Raw genomic sequence first — 14,563 nt, 5'->3', positions numbered from 1 at the left:
CACGAACGAATCATATCGCCTATGGACAGGCGAAACCGGCGGGTACTGCTCCTCGGAGCGGTCGGGGCGATCGCAGTGTTCGCCGTGCTGTTCTTTCTCGTCGGCGCCGGTCGCATTATCGACTCGCTGCTGTCGGCGGACCTGACCTTCGTTGCGTTCACGTTCGCACTCGCGCTCTGCTGGCTGCTCTCGTGGAGCCTGATGCTTCGTACCGTCCTCGCCGCGCTCGGCGTCGGCGTGTCGGTCAGAACGGCGTTTCTCGTTTACGCCGGCGCAGTCTTCGCCAACAACGTCACGCCGTTCGGCCAGGCGGGCGGCGAACCGGTCGCTGCGGGACTCATCTCGAAGGTCTCGGACTCCCGCTACGAGACCGGCCTCGTCGGTATCGCAAGCGTCGACGTCCTCAACGTCGTCCCCTCCATCTCGCTCGTGTTCGTCGGCGTCGGCTACTACGCGACGACCGCCGCCATCGGGGAGCGCCTCGAGGACGCCGTCGGCACGGCGGTCGTCCTGATCGGCGGGATCGTCCTCGGCATCGCGCTCGTCTGGCGGTATCGAGAGCGGATCGTCGATCGACTGCCGGCCGTCATCGCGCCGCGTCTCGGACTGCTCGGCATCGAGCGATTCGACCCGGAGCAACTCGAGGCGGACCTCACGGAGCGGCTGCAGCGGTTCTTCGAGAACATCGAACGCGTCGGGACCGATCGGTGGCGTCTCGCCCTCGTCGTCGGGCTATCGCTGGCCGGCTGGCTCTTTCAGGCGGCCGCGCTCATGGCGGCGTTCGCCGCGCTCGGGCACACCGTGCCGGTGTACGTCCTCCTGTTCGCGATCCCGCTTGCGAACCTTGCCGGTGCGGCCCCGCTCCCAGGCGGTCTCGGCGGCATCGAAGCCGCCTTCGTGTCGCTGCTCGTGCCGACGACCGGCATCGAGGCGTCGGCCGTCACCGCCGCGGTCCTCATCTTCCGCGGGGCGATCTACTGGATGCCGACCCTCATCGGCGGGGCGTCGGTATCCGCGTTCGGTGTCCGCGCGTTACGATGATGGTGGCGGCGCCTCGAGCGGGGCGACCGCTCTCGAGTGACGGCGGTCAGATCGTCGTCCCGAGTGATGGCGGCCGGACCGGTCCTCGGATCCGCTGGAACCGACAACGCTTACGGACGGGCCGTCGTAGCCGCCACCGATGGCGGTGTTACAACTCGGGAACGTCCCGCCGTGGCTCGAATCCCTGTTCACGTCGGAGTTCGGGTACGCGGTGTTGCTCGGCGTCTGCATTCTCGAGGGAGCGATGCTGCTGCGGTTCATGCCGAGCGAACTGGTCGTGCCGGCGGCGCTGGCGCTGATCGGGTCGTCGATCCCCGAGTCGGTCGTGATCGTCGCGGTCGCGGTCGTCGGAACGACGGCCGGCCAGTTCCTGCTGTTCTGCCTCGTCCGGCGCGCCGGCCGGGAGTACGTCCTTCAAAAGCGGTGGGTTCCGGTCACGGAATCGCGCCTCGAGCGGTTCGACGGCTGGTTCGACCGCTGGGGCGGCCTCGCCGTGGCGGCGAGCAACACGATGTTGTTCGTCCGCGGACTGGTCACGATTCCGGCGGGACTCTCCGAGATGAGCGGGCGATCGTTCGTCGTCCTTTCGGCGATCGGCTCGCTGTCGTTCCAGTCGATCCTCGCCGCGTTGTACTTACTCGGCGGGCACTTGCTGGCGTGATCGGTTGGGCTTCGAACGTCTCGAGGGTCACGGGCCTCTCGAACGTTCGACCGTTGCGAACGTCTCGAGAGCGAGCAGTTCATCCCCGTTCGGCCCGGACGATTGCGTATCCACCCCGTGTGTCGGCATGTACAAGGACGGCCATATCGGATTTAACGCGCTGTTGTACGCCCCGTTCGTCCCGTTGGTGAGCGCCCGCTGGTCGCTCGAGACGGCGGTGCTGGGGACGGTACTCGTCGTCGGACTGGCACCCCTTCCGGATATCGATCAGCTGCTTCCGCAGATAGCTCACCGTGGACCGACGCATACGGTCTGGTTCGCCGTTCTCGTCGGGTTGTTCGTCGGCGTCGGAACGACGCTTCTCGTCGACGCGACCCCGACTGCGACCGCGTCCGCGTTTCCCTTCGGCTTCGCCCTCGGGACCGGCAGCGTACTCGCCCATCTGGCCGGCGACATCGTGACGCCGATGGGAATCAGCCCGTTCTCCCCCGTGTCGGCGGCCCACGTGACGCTCGATTTGTTCCCGTCTAAGCACGGTCGGATCAACAGGGCAGTGCTGCTCCTCGGCTCGAGCGCGTTGCTCGTCTCGCTGGTCCTGACGATCAGCTTCTCGTCGGCGGGCGCTCCGCCGATCTGATCGGCCCTCGGCTCGGGTTCGACCGCCGCTCGAGGCCGACCGGAAATCGGGAACCGGACGGAAACCCCGTCAGCGGATCGACGGCAGGTCGGTCCTCCGACTCGCGAGGATGCCGATAGCGCCGGCCCAGAGCAGCGCCGTCGCCGCCGGGCCGTGAACGGGGAGGCCGAGACTCGGACTCGCCTCGAGCGGAAACAACCACGGAATCCCCGCCGGCGACACCGAGTCGACGGCGATGTGGGAACCGACCGCCAGCCCGACGGCGAGCGGGAGGTCCCGATCCCGGCGGATCGCGTACGCGCCGGCGACGAGCGCCGCCGCGAACAGCGGCGCGTGCGTGAGCCCGCGGTGGACGAACGGCCACCCCCACGCCGCGGGAAACAGGAAGTCGGCGTCGGGAACGAGACCGAAAAGGGCGCCCAAGCGCGGATCGGCGTCGGTAAACCCCCGAACGAGAGCGTACCCGACGAGGGAATGCGTTGACAGCGCACCGGCGAGAAACAGGGCTCGTGCTCCCTCCATCGAACGGTCCTTCGAACGCGACCGCCACGTATCTTGGGATCTGTCAACGAGGGTCGTGGCCCCCTCAGTCGCTGCCGCGTCGGCGAATCGGGCTGCGGAAGCCGATCCCCGCATCGTGAAGGCGCCACCTGGTCTCGAGGCCGGCCCAGGTCAGCCCCGTTAGCAGGGCGACGCCGACGACGGCGAACTCGAGCCGCCCCATCCAGACCGGCGCGGCGAAGAGGATCCCGTTCTGGATCCGGTGGGGGACGATCGCGTCGACAATGTTGCTGAGCGCCGCGAGGACGCCGAGCCCGTCGTCGTCATCGCCGGCGGCGTCGACCGTCTGCGACTCGAGTCCCAGTTCCTGTGCGCTGTGACCGCCCGCGCTCTCGTCGCCGGTCTCGAGTCGTTCGGCCTCGTAGGGCAGCGTCGACTCGACCTGCCAGACGATCTCGCCGTTCGGTGCGATCTCCGCGACGCGGTTGCCGTGCGTGTCGGTGACGAGAGTGTTGCCGTTCGGCAGCCGGTCGGCGTCCCGGGGCCACTGCATGCGCTCGTCGGCCCACTCCCACGTGCGGGTCCACTCGCCGTCCTCGCGCTGGAACTCCTCGACGCGGCCGTTCTCGGAGTCGGAGACGACGATCGCCGGCCCGCCCCGCGACTCGGGGACGTAATCCGGATTGTGCTGCTCGTACATGACCTCGTACTCGTCCTCGCTGCCGAGCGTCCAATCCTCGAGCAGCCCCTCCTCGAGATCGATGAAGACGACCTGGTCCTGGTTCCGGAGACTGACCATCACGTGGCCCTCGTGGACGCCCTCCTCGATGTACTCGACGTCGTTGATGTGCGCCCAGTCGCCCGGATACGGCCCGCCGCCCTCGACCGGGAAGTCGCTTTGGGCGTCCCAGAGCCAGTCGACGATCTCGGTCTCGGTGTTGACGATAAACACCTGATCGGCGACGATGTCGGCGACGAGGACGTGCGTCTCGTTGAGCCGATCGACGTCGTGCCACTCGCCGGCGTGTTCCTTGTAGTCGTAGCGCTCGTAGAGGACCTCGACCTCGCCGGTCTCGAGATCGGCGCGCTCGAGGACGTTCAACGCGCAGGGCGGATCCTGACAGTTCGGCCCCGAACTGTGGATCGTGTCCGTCGCGGCGTACTCGACGGTCAGCGGATCGCCGTCGACGGGATCGACGTCGAAGTACTTCGTTCGCGTGTTGTTGTAGTACAGTACGTCGCCGTCGGGCGCGTACGCGGTGATCGTCCCGGCGCGTCCGGACTCGGTGACGACCGTGTGGTTGGTCGTCTCGGGCGCGTCCGGAACGTCCGCTTCGGTCGCCGTCGACAGCGTGTTAGACGCCGATGTGGCGAGGACGGCCCCGGAGAGGACCAAGACCGCGACGAAGACGAGCCGAAGCCGATTGCGCGAGAGCGCCGACCGCACTCGGCGGCGGGTGGGGATCGAACGATCAGTCACGGCCGGTCACCCTCGCGTCTCGAGACGGCAACTGTGTACGCATCGGATTTCGTTTCCTGAGCGAGATATTAGTGTTTTTTCTACTCTCGATTCCGTCGCCGGTCTGCTGGGCCGTCGACCCGGCTACGCCGGACCAAAAAGCGTATGCGACCGGTCCCGAACACCGGAACAACCGTGAGTAACGCGAACGAAATCCGCTCTCGCCCCGATCCGGACGCCGAGACGGAGCGAGCGCGGCCCGACGAACCGGAGCGCGACCGCCGTCCGATCGTCGCGTCGCGACGGCGTCGATTACTCGCGTACCTGCGCCACAACGGCGAACGGATCTGCCGCGACGTGGTCGTTCTGGGCGTGTGGGCGCTGGTCGCGACCGTCTGGATCCACGCGTTCGGACTCCCGCGGTGGCTCTGTTACGCCGCTACCTTCGCCGGCGTCGTCGGCTACACTCGAGTAACGTCGCCGTGGTCGCGTCCGTATCTGAGCCCGGACGATCTCGAGTGAGGTCGAAGCCGAGGCCGAGGCGGGTGAGCCCCGACGGCGCTCACAGGAATCGAAGCAGCGGAACGAGTAACGTCACGGTCCAGAGGAGCACGCCGAGCCGGAGATAGTCGTGATCTTCCGGATCGATGCGGACCGTGTGGGACGCCCCGACGGCGACGAATCCGAGCGCGATCGCCGTCGAGAACCGGTGAACGAAGACGTTGAGCGGCAGCCGCGTGACGCCCAACAGCGTGTAATCGAGGAGGATCGCGAGCGAAAACCCGACCGCGGTGGCGGTAAAGGCCGTCGTCCGATCCAGCGATCGGGACAGATAGTACGTACAGCAGGGCAATCCGATCGCGATGAGCGGGTAGAACGCACCCGCGATGAGGCGCGGATCGAGATGCGGGGTTCGCGTCTCGGCGGCGATCGCCCCGAACCGAACTGAGAGGTAGAGCCCGAGCAGCGATCCCGCTAACGCAATTGCTCGAGCGAGTCGCGCGCTGACCGCGTCGCGGATCGGTCGCAGCGCCGACGTTCGACGCGTGAGGATCGCGCCCGGAACCAGCGCGAGAGCGGCGAAGTGAACCGGCACCCCGTCCTCGAAGCCCACGGTCGTCACCCACCCGTTGGCGTCGGAGCCGTGATCGTTGCCCAGGTGGACGCGCGTGACGCCCGCCGTGTCGCGGCTCATGAACTCGCGTTCGACGTAGCGTTGGGACCGCTCGACGCTGTCGACCGTGTGGCTCAGCCGAAACCAGTCCCAGTGTTCGCTGTGGGCCTGAATCGCCGTCCACTCGTCGCCGTCGTCGGGCGACGCGTACGCCCGAATGTGGTGGCGCGAGCCGAGATACTCGCCGTCGTGGAGCTGGTAGTGCTCGTCGAGCCACAGCCCGCCGGCCGACCCGTTCTCGGCGACGTACGTGTACCGCGTCGAGCCGTCGGCGCTCCGCCACGCGGTCGTCTGCGCGGCGCGCTCGTCGGCCTCTCCCTCGGTGAGATCCTCCTGTTCAGGGGTCGTTTCGTTCCACGTTCCCTGCCCCTGCTCGAGGAACTGGCGGCGCGTCTCTTCCGGATGGCCCTCGATCAAAACGTTGAGCGGCAGCGTCCGCTCCTCGAACGCCGGCGCCTTGCTCGTGTACGGCCACAGCACGGAATCGTCGTCGGGTGCCACCATCGGTTCGACGTCCGCGGCGGGGCTGTCGGACGACGCGGCGCCGGTCGAGCCGAGCCCGAGTCCGAGCCCGACGAGAACGACGGCAACCGCGAGGAGTGCGATCAGCGTCTGTCGTTCGATACGCGATCACCTCGTTTCGTACGGTGTCGGTCCAGTATCGGATCGGGAGACGGTTCGATCACGACCAGGTAGCTACATCCCGGATCGATCCGCATATAGGTCTTCTCGTCCCGTTTGATACGCGTTTCAGGCGATTTGAGGAAACGAGAGTCACTGCAGCTGAGGGGTGGGTCGAGCGACAGGAGTCGCTACGGTTCAAAGCACGGACTCGGCGGTTTCGAAACCGATCACGTTATACACGCTCTTTGAGGTCAACCGGCACGTACGTCGTCTCAGCCGCTCAGTTTGCGGATCCTGACCGACTCGATTTCGAAAACAAGTAACATTGAAAGATAGTCCAGACCAGTAAAGATATGGGAATCGGATAGAAAGAACGACTAACCGATGAAAGCCCAGCGGTTTCTCGAGTCCGAGTGGGACTACTGTCTGGTCCTGGACGCGTGCCGGTACGACGTGTTCAGCGACATCTACGACGAGTTCCTCGACGGCTCGCTCGAAAAACGACGGAGTAAGGGGTCGTCGACACCGGAGTGGGCGTACCGCACCTTCACGGGTGATCACGATATCGCGTACTTCTCCGGGAACCCGTTTATCAACGACCTCGGGATCCCGCTGAACGAACTCAAGTGGGGTGCCAGTTGTGATTACGAATGGACTGCCGGCGACCACATCAGCGAGGTCGTCGACGTCTGGGATCACGGCTGGGACGACGACCTCGGGACGGTCCCGCCGGACAGCCTCGCGGAGTCGTTCGATCAGCACCGCGACCTCGTCGAGGAAGCCGATCGGACGGTGCTCCACTACATGCAGCCCCACGCGCCCTACCTCGCACGCGGAAAGGGCCAGAAGCTCGAGCAGATCCAGAAGGGGATCAAAAAGCAGGGCGAGAGCGACGATGAGGACGACGGCGTGCTCGCTTCGCTGGGCGACGCCGTCCGACCGAAAATTGAATCCGCCCTCGACGGCAAGGAGATCGCCCAGAAAGCGGGCCTGTGGCTCGAGCTCGATCCCAAGGACCTCGTCCAGAGCGGGACGCGCGAGGCCGCGATGGCGCTTTACGAGGAGAATCTGCGGATCGCCCTCGAGTCGGTCGCCGAGTTGGTCGAGGAACTCGACGGGACGGTCGTCGTCACGGCCGACCACGGCGAGGCCTTCGGGGAGGAGGGGGTCTGGGAACACCACATCGAGACCTACATCCCGCCGCTCATGGAGGTCCCGTGGCTGACCGTCGAGTAGCCGATCCGCACGACCACGAATTCGCACCGCGAGTGCCACGAGTGATCCCATGAAAATCAGCCACTACTTCGAGTTCGAGGACCACGTCACCGGCGGCATCCGCGAGTCCGTCGCTCACCAGCGGAAGATGCTGGATCGGCTCGACCTCGAGTACACGACCGAGCCGACCCTCGAGGCCGACGTCTTCCACTGCAACCTCATGGGCCCCCGGTCGGTCTGGTACGCCAGACGAGCCCGCAAACGGGGCGTGCCGGTCGTCGCCCACACGCACGTCACCGCCGAGGACTTCGGCGACAGCTTCCGGTTTACGAACGCCCTCGCGAAGCCGCTGCGTCCGTACCTCGAGCGCGCGTACGGACTGGCCGACGCGCTCGTCTGCCCCTCCGAGTACAATCAGGGACTGATCGAGGACTACGCCGATGTCCCGACCCGAGTCATCTCGAACGGCGTCGACCGGGAGAAACTCGAGGGATTCGAGTCGCTCCGCGAGGAGTACTTGGAACGGTACGACCTCGAGCCGCCGGTCGTCTTCCTCGTCGGTCACGTGATCAAGCGCAAGGGCCTCGAGACGTTCGTCGAGACGGCCCGCCAGTTGCCCGAGGTCGACTTCGCGTGGTTCGGGCCGATCGACCGCTCGCTGAAGGGGCGAGAGACGAAGCAGTTGATCGATTCCTCGCCCGACAACTGCACCTTCACCGGCTTTATCGACGACATCCGCGGTGCATACGCAGCGGGGGATATCTTCTTCTTCCCGACCCACGAGGAGAACGAGGGGATTGCTCTGCTCGAGGCGATGACAGCCGGCAAAGCCGTCGTCGTCCGGGATATCGAGACGTTCACGTGGCTCGAGGACGGCGAGGACTGTCTGAAGGTCGGTGCGGCGGGCTCGAGCGCTGCGAATGCGAACGCGAACACGGCCGTCGCAACCGACGGCGGTCCGACGTCGTTCGTCGATGCCATCGAACGGCTGCGTGATCCCGACGTTCGGGAGCGACTCGGTGCGAACGCGCGAGAGCGCAGCGAGGAGTTCTCGCTCGAGACGATCGCACAGGCGTACGAGCAGCTGTACGCGGAGGTGATCTGAATGAAGATCGGTTTCTTCACCGACAGTTACTTCCCCGAAATCGACGGCGTAACGTACACGATCGACCTCTGGCGCGAAGAACTCGAGCGCCGTGGCCACGAGGTGTACGTCGTCTACCCCGACGGCGACTACGAGCCCGACGACCGCGAGATCCCCGTGCGATCGCTGCCGAACCCCTTCTATTCCGGGTACCGGATTCCGACGTTCAAACGGCCGTCCGCGCTGCCGGAACTCGACGTCGTTCACTGTCACGGGCCGGCACCGGTCGGCCTGCTCGGTCGCTACTACGCCTGGAAACGCGATCTGCCGTCGGTCTACACGCACCACACGCCGATCGAGGAGTACTTCCATCAGAGCGTGAAATCGAAGGCGATCGCGGGGCTGCTCAAGAGTTGCTACGTCCCCGCTGAGACCGCCTTCCTCCGAAGTTTCGACGTCGTCACCGCCTCGACGAATCGAATCGACCGCAACGTGAGCCACGTCCAGCTCCCGGTCGGCATCGACATGGACTTTTTCCAGCCGACCGCGACCGACTGGTACCCCGACCCCGAGCAGACGGTCATCGGCTACAGCGGCCGGCTCAGCATGGAGAAAAACGTCGAGGAAATCCTCCGCGTCGCCGCGGAACGCCCCGAGTACGAGTTCGTCGTCGTCGGCGAAGGCCCCCGCCGCGAGCACCTCGAGGCCGAGGCGCCCGACAACGTAACGCTGCGCGATTTCCTCCCCCGGGAGGAACTGCCGATCTTCTACTCCTCGATCGACGCCTTCGTGACCGCCTCGCGGGGCGATACGTTGGGCCTGTCGACGCTCGAGGCCAACGCCTGCGGGACGCCAGTCGTCGCCGCCGACGTCCCGCCGTTCGACGAGACGATCGGCCCCGAAAACGGGATGCGATTCGAGTACGGCGATCTCGAGGAAATGGCCGCGACTATCGAGGACTGTCTCGCGGCCGACTGGGAGACTCGAGCCGCGGTCGAACAGTACTCGGTCGAACAGACGCTCGTCCACCTCGAGCAGCTCTACGAGAACGCACCGGGCTCGCAGACGACGACAACGAGCGACGACGTTCCGTGGCAGGGCCAGGGGCAGGTCTCCGGCGCCGGCGAGGAGCAGGATTGACCGGTTGACGGTCGCGTCTCGTTGCGCCGTCGCTCGGCTCACTCGGCGACCGTCAACTCGCCGTCGGTGGCGTGCGATTGCAGCGCGGCAATTGCATCTTGTGTCGCTTCCCGGGTTTCGTAGGCCTGTGTGCTCTCGAGCAACGTCTCACCGTTCCCGTCGACGAGTCGCCACTGCCACGGGTTCTCGTCGTCGCCGTCCGCGTCCGCATCCCCGTCCGTCCGATACCGTTCGAACGCGGTCCCCTCGAGTTCGAAGACGCTGGCCACCTCGAGGAGCGACCGAACGTCGTCGATCGCCTCGTGCGCAGCCGCTTTCGTCGCCGTCGCCTCCTCGCCGATCGCGACGGGATGGCCGTCATCGTCGAGGAGCCGCCAGCGCCAGCCGCCGTCTCGCTCGACGATGTCGAACGACGCCTCGGTGACGTCGATCCGCTCGGCGAGGGGCGCCAGCCGCTGGACGTCGTCGACGGCCGCCGTCGCACCGGATTTGTCGGCCGCGTCGGCCGCGGTCGCGAGGACCGTCCGGTCGCGATCGATCAGGTCCCAGCGCCAGCCGTCCGCAGCCTGCTCGAGCCAGACCGCGGCTGCTCCGGCGTCGATCGCGAAGATCGGAACGTCCGACGTCGAGGCCTGCTCGAGATCGTCGACGGCGTCCCGGGCTGCCGCTCGGCTGGGATAGGCCGTCGTCGACTCGAGGATCGGCTCGCGCTCGCGATCGAGCAGCCGCCAGCGCCAGGTCTCGCTGCCGACGAGTTGGATCGTTACTGCGCCCGTCGTATACGCCCGAGCGGCGGCCGCCGTCTCCCGCACGTCGTCGATCCGGTCGTCGAGTTCGTCTCGCGTCGCGTACTCGCTTCCGGAGACCGCCAGCGTCTCGCCCGACGGGCGGATCAGTCGCCAGCGCCACGCATCGTCCGTCGCGGAGGGCTGGAACGTCGCGCTCTCGACCGTGTGGATGGAACCGTTCGACTGCTCCCGGAAGCGATCTACCGCCGCTCGAGCGTCCGCTCGACTCGCGTAGGTCGTCGGCGCCGTCGCGACGCGGCGCCCGGCGGCGTCGATCAATCGCCAGGACCAGCCCTCCGCGTCCTCGCCGTCGCCGTCACCCTCGCCGTCGCCCTCGGCGACCAGTTCGAATTCGGGCGCATCGATTTCCACCACGTCGGCGTCGGGCGCGCGCTCCTTGAGCGTCAGCATCGCCTCGATGGCCTCGTTGCGGGAGTCGTGCTCACCGTCGCTGTCGGCGAGGACGGTCCCGCCCTCGTCGAGCAGTCGCCAGCGCCAGTCGCCGTCGTTCTCGTAAACGCGGAATGCGGCCGTCTCGAACGCGAGGACGTCGGCCTCGCGGGCGTCCTCGCGGATTCGCTCGAGCGCCGTCGTCGCTGTCCCCGCGTCGCCGTATGACGCCGCGCCCTCGGCAACGACATCGCGCTCGGTCGTGACGAGCCGCCAGCGCCACCCCTCATCGACCGGCTCGGTTCCCGAGCCGTCGGTGACGGCGGTAGCCTCCTCGGCCGCGTCGCTTTCGCCACTGCTCGAGTCGTCATCCGCGTCCACCTTCGTGCGGTCCGCAACGGAGTCGTCTTCCGGCGCGGCATCGGGGTCGGCATACACCTCGTACGCCGCCTCGTCGATCTCGAGCACGGGCGCATCGGGCGCCGCCTCGCGGATCAGTTCGGTGGCTCGTTCGGCCCCGTCGGCCGTCGACGCGGTCCTCGGCGCTCGAGCGACGGTTCGGCCGGCATCGTCGACGAGTCGCCAGCGCCAGCCATCGCCGTCACTACCGGCATCAGCGCCACCGGTACTGTCGATATTGGGATCGGGATACCGTTCGAACGCAGGGTCTCCCGCGTCGGTGACCGCAGCGTCCTCGAGGGCCGCGAGCGCCGCCGTCGCGGCATCTTCGGCGGCTGGTCGAGTCTCGAAAGTCGTGGGTGCGTCGGCGATGATATCGCTGTTCTCATCGACGAGCCGCCAGGCCCACGTGCCGTCCTCCTCCTCCTCTCCCGGTTCGGCTTCCGACTCTTCGTCGGACTCGGATTTCGACTCTGATCCCGACACAACGGCTCCGGTCTCGTAGAGTTCGACGCCGAACGCGTCGATGTCGAGGACGCGTGCGTCCGAGATCCGATCGACGAACGTATCGGCGGCAGCTACGGCGTCGGCGCGCCGTTCGTACTCGTCTGCGCCGGTGGCCAGCGGCCTTCGCTCGTCGTCGACCAGTTGCCACTGCCATCGATCGTGGTGCGTGGCGATCGTAATCGCCGCCGCCTCGATATCGACGACGTCGGCTTCGGGGCCGCAGTCTTTGACGAGACTCACTGCCGCTTCAGCGCTCTCGCGGTCGTCGTAGCCCTCGGCTGCGGTGGCAACGCGGCTGCCGTCCGCACGGACGAGCGTCCATCGCCATATCCCGTCCTCGTCGCGATAGACGCGCACTGCAGCGTCGGTTACTTCCCGGAGCCCGGCAGTATCGATCGCGTCTCGCGTCCGTTCGATTCGGTCCGTCGCCGTCGACTGCGTCGAAGCCCGTGTGGGACTCTCGGCGAGCGCCTCGCGGCGAAGCACGCGCCACTGCCAGTCGCCGTCGTCGCGCCGGAGCGCGACCTGCGTTCCTTCGATCGCGTCACCGGTGAGCACCGCCGGAGGATCGGTCTCGGCCTCGGTTTCGGACTCGAGTCGATCACCGTCGCTCTCCTCGAATTGCCTGTTCCGTCTCGTGAGGGAGAGCACGGCCGCGCCAACGCCGGCGAACAGCACGAGGCCGATCACGACGGCGGCGCCGGGAGATAACTCGAGACCGCGTTCGCCCCACTGAATCTGCCCGAGAGTCCCGGTTGCGAGGCCGCCGTACAGGAGACCCGGACCCAAACCGAGACCGGCCCACGTGCCGCGTTCGGACCGTTGTCCGGCAGACACGCATCGCACGGTGGGCCCGAAGGTCGCTTTCGTCGACGCTGCGGACCGTCCGCCAGCGTCGGACGGCTCCCGTCGGCAACATCGACGGACGGAGCGCGGGACTGACATATCCGTCTCGAACTCCCCGAACGGCCATAATAATGGACTGCTTATGCGAACTGCGTCGATCGATTCGCGTCACACCTCGAATCACGCCCGTACCGATGGTCTCGACGCGTGCTGGGCCTCGTAGTCCGGTGATACGAAGGAAGGGAGAGTACATTTCGTGTGCTTTCCGTCTCGAGTCCGACTCGGACTGTCGACGACTCCGGCACCGAGCTCCGACACTGGGAGGGAGTAGATTTCGTGTGCTTTTGTCATGCCCGAATCGGGTACGAGCACGGGTATGGAGTGCGGGTATAGAGATATGGAGTTCGGGTATGGAGAACAGGTATGAGGAACGGGCAGCCGACCGAAACTCCCGCCGTTCAGTCGGCCGCCTGTACGATCTCCTCTCTCGTCTCGAGGACGATCATCGGATCCAGATCCAGTTCGTACTCGTAGTACTGGCCGCCGCTGAGTCCCTTGTTGCGCTCGTGACGTACGAGGAACCCCAACATGTGCAGATCGGAAAGGTGGTCCTGAATGCTCTTTAGCGTCGTCAACGGCGTCGCGCCGTAGGCTTCGGCGACCCGCTCGTACCCCTCCTGGATCTCCTTCGAGCGGGCCGGTACCTCGTTCCGTTCCTCGAGTTTCGCGATCGTCTCGAGGATGTACTGGGCGTGTTCGGTCTGGTCGCGGATCTTGTTTCGCAGTCGGCCACGCTGGACGAGGGTGCGCGCGTCCTCGATGTGGTCGTCGGTGACAGTCTCGTCGCCCTCGCGTTCGGCGACCTCGGCACCGACGCGGAGGAGGTCGATCGCCTGGCGAGCGTTCCCCATGTCCTGTGCCGAAAGCGCCGCCGCCTTCGCGATCGCGGATTCGTCGCAGGCGCCGTCGACGAACGCCCGCTCGGCGCGATCGTGGAGAATCGTCCGGAGTTCGCCGGCATCGTAGGGACTGAACGAAATCTCGGTCTCCATGAGGGTATCCTTGACCTTCGCCGACAGCGACTGTCGGAACGTGTAGTTGTTGCTGATGCCGATGATCCCGACCAGCGACTCCGTAATGTGGCCGTTCGACCGCGCCCGCGGCAGTTCGTAGAGCAACGTATCGACGTCGTCGAGGTGGTCGATCTCGTCGAAGACGATCAGGTGCGTGCCGCCGATCCGATCGAGTTGCGCGTAGAGTTCGTCGAAGGCGTCGCCGGTCCCGAGCCCGCGTTTCGGAAACTGACTCGCGTCGGCGGGTAATAACTCGTTGACGAGCCGCCGGACGACCATGAACAGCGTCTTTCCGTTGCAGTTGATCTCGTGAACGTGAAGGTCGTCCGCCGCCTCCCGTTCGACGACTTCTGACTGCAGTTCGCCCATCATATACTTCGTGACGGCCGTCTTTCCGAGGCCGGCTTTCCCGTAGAGGAAGATGTTCTCGGGTTCGCGACCGAAGAGGACGTCCTGGAGCGCGTGACTGAACGCCTCGATTTCCTCGTCGCGCTCGAGGATCTCCTCGGGCTGATAGCTCTCACTGAGGACCGACTTATCGGCAAAGAGAGTGTCCGTAAGATCGCTAAACGGTCCAGACATTCGGTACTGACGACTGGTTACTACTAGAACTTAAAACCTGCTTTCGTCTGTTTCGTGTGCTTGGATTCGTTCTAGTAATACGTCAGGAATACCGACGCAAACAGAGATACTGTGCCCGGTCGTGAGAACGGAGCACACGAAATCTACTCTCCGTCTCTGCTCTCCACACTTGCAAAACCCCGAAGTTGGAGTGGTGTTTCGTCGGTCCAGTAGTCTGTCGTCCGTGTGGTGTTCGCTCGCCGGTATGGTGTTATCGATTTTGCTGTCGGATCAGGAGTGAGCCGTCAGTGTCGGCTGGTCTCCGGGACTCCCGAAAGCACACGAAATCTACTCTCCCACAGTTCCGCTCGGTTTGCTTCGAGCCGCAATCGATTCTCGCTCTCGCAGCCACCCGTGTCCGATCCGACGTCTCCTCGTACTCGTGGGCGACCGACCCGTGTCC

At 65.9% G+C, this 14,563-nt stretch carries 12 protein-coding genes; 7 read left to right on the top strand and 5 right to left on the bottom strand.

Annotated elements, in window-relative coordinates; all coding sequences use genetic code 11:
* The first annotated feature begins 21 nt into the window (after positions 1-21).
* The 3 genes from ATJ93_RS09605 (at position 22) to ATJ93_RS09595 (ending at position 2,339) form a co-directional block, all read left to right on the top strand.
* On the top strand, positions 22-1,041 hold the full coding sequence (locus ATJ93_RS09605; protein ID WP_120244433.1) for a lysylphosphatidylglycerol synthase transmembrane domain-containing protein: 1,020 nt from the start codon (positions 22-24) through the stop codon (positions 1,039-1,041).
* Positions 1,042-1,180: 139 nt separating this feature from the next.
* Positions 1,181-1,702 carry a DedA family protein gene (locus ATJ93_RS09600; protein ID WP_120244432.1) on the top strand — a complete coding sequence of 174 codons (522 nt, stop codon included), beginning with the start codon at positions 1,181-1,183 and terminating at the stop codon, positions 1,700-1,702.
* 127 nt (positions 1,703-1,829) lie between these two features.
* Entirely contained in the window at positions 1,830-2,339 is a 510-nt protein-coding gene (locus ATJ93_RS09595) for a metal-dependent hydrolase (protein ID WP_120244431.1), read from the top strand.
* A 69-nt stretch (positions 2,340-2,408) separates the two neighbouring features.
* Here ATJ93_RS09595 and ATJ93_RS09590 read toward each other — a convergent pair whose 3' ends face one another.
* Complete coding sequence (locus tag ATJ93_RS09590) at positions 2,409-2,861, bottom strand: metal-dependent hydrolase (protein ID WP_120244430.1); 453 nt, start codon at positions 2,859-2,861, stop codon at positions 2,409-2,411.
* 64 nt (positions 2,862-2,925) lie between these two features.
* On the bottom strand, positions 2,926-4,320 hold the full coding sequence (locus ATJ93_RS09585; protein ID WP_120244429.1) for an arylsulfotransferase family protein: 1,395 nt from the start codon (positions 4,318-4,320) through the stop codon (positions 2,926-2,928).
* Positions 4,321-4,494: 174 nt separating this feature from the next.
* Here ATJ93_RS09585 and ATJ93_RS09580 point away from each other — a divergent pair, with 174 nt between their 5' ends.
* Complete coding sequence (locus tag ATJ93_RS09580; protein WP_245977544.1) at positions 4,495-4,821, top strand: hypothetical protein; 327 nt, start codon at positions 4,495-4,497, stop codon at positions 4,819-4,821.
* 40 nt (positions 4,822-4,861) lie between these two features.
* On the opposite strand, the gene ATJ93_RS09575 is transcribed toward ATJ93_RS09580, so the two are convergent.
* Positions 4,862-5,977: a hypothetical protein gene (locus tag ATJ93_RS09575; RefSeq protein ID WP_245977543.1), complete on the bottom strand. Its 1,116-nt coding sequence runs from the start codon at positions 5,975-5,977 to the stop codon at positions 4,862-4,864.
* 504 nt (positions 5,978-6,481) lie between these two features.
* Between ATJ93_RS09575 and ATJ93_RS09570 the strand changes: the two genes are divergently transcribed.
* Genes ATJ93_RS09570 through ATJ93_RS09560 form a run of 3 tightly spaced genes read left to right on the top strand, consistent with a single transcriptional unit; the run spans position 6,482 to position 9,536 of the window.
* Positions 6,482-7,333, top strand: coding sequence for a hypothetical protein (locus ATJ93_RS09570; RefSeq protein ID WP_120244427.1), 852 nt, complete (start codon positions 6,482-6,484; stop codon positions 7,331-7,333).
* Between the two features lie 49 nt (positions 7,334-7,382).
* Complete coding sequence (locus ATJ93_RS09565) at positions 7,383-8,417, top strand: glycosyltransferase family 4 protein (RefSeq protein ID WP_120244426.1); 1,035 nt, start codon at positions 7,383-7,385, stop codon at positions 8,415-8,417.
* Complete coding sequence (locus ATJ93_RS09560) at positions 8,418-9,536, top strand: glycosyltransferase (protein WP_120244425.1); 1,119 nt, start codon at positions 8,418-8,420, stop codon at positions 9,534-9,536.
* Positions 9,537-9,574: 38 nt separating this feature from the next.
* Here the strand turns inward: ATJ93_RS09560 and ATJ93_RS09555 are convergent, their stop codons facing one another.
* Positions 9,575-12,457: a DUF1508 domain-containing protein gene (locus tag ATJ93_RS09555; protein WP_245977542.1), complete on the bottom strand. Its 2,883-nt coding sequence runs from the start codon at positions 12,455-12,457 to the stop codon at positions 9,575-9,577.
* A gap of 467 nt (positions 12,458-12,924) precedes the next feature.
* Positions 12,925-14,121: an orc1/cdc6 family replication initiation protein gene (locus ATJ93_RS09550; protein ID WP_120244423.1), complete on the bottom strand. Its 1,197-nt coding sequence runs from the start codon at positions 14,119-14,121 to the stop codon at positions 12,925-12,927.
* Positions 14,122-14,563: the final 442 nt, after the last annotated feature.

The organism is Halopiger aswanensis (assembly GCF_003610195.1).
Classification (GTDB): Archaea; Halobacteriota; Halobacteria; order Halobacteriales; family Natrialbaceae; genus Halopiger; species Halopiger aswanensis.
Note: the sequence above shows the minus strand (reverse complement) of the source record. Positions and strands in the feature narration are given on the sequence as shown.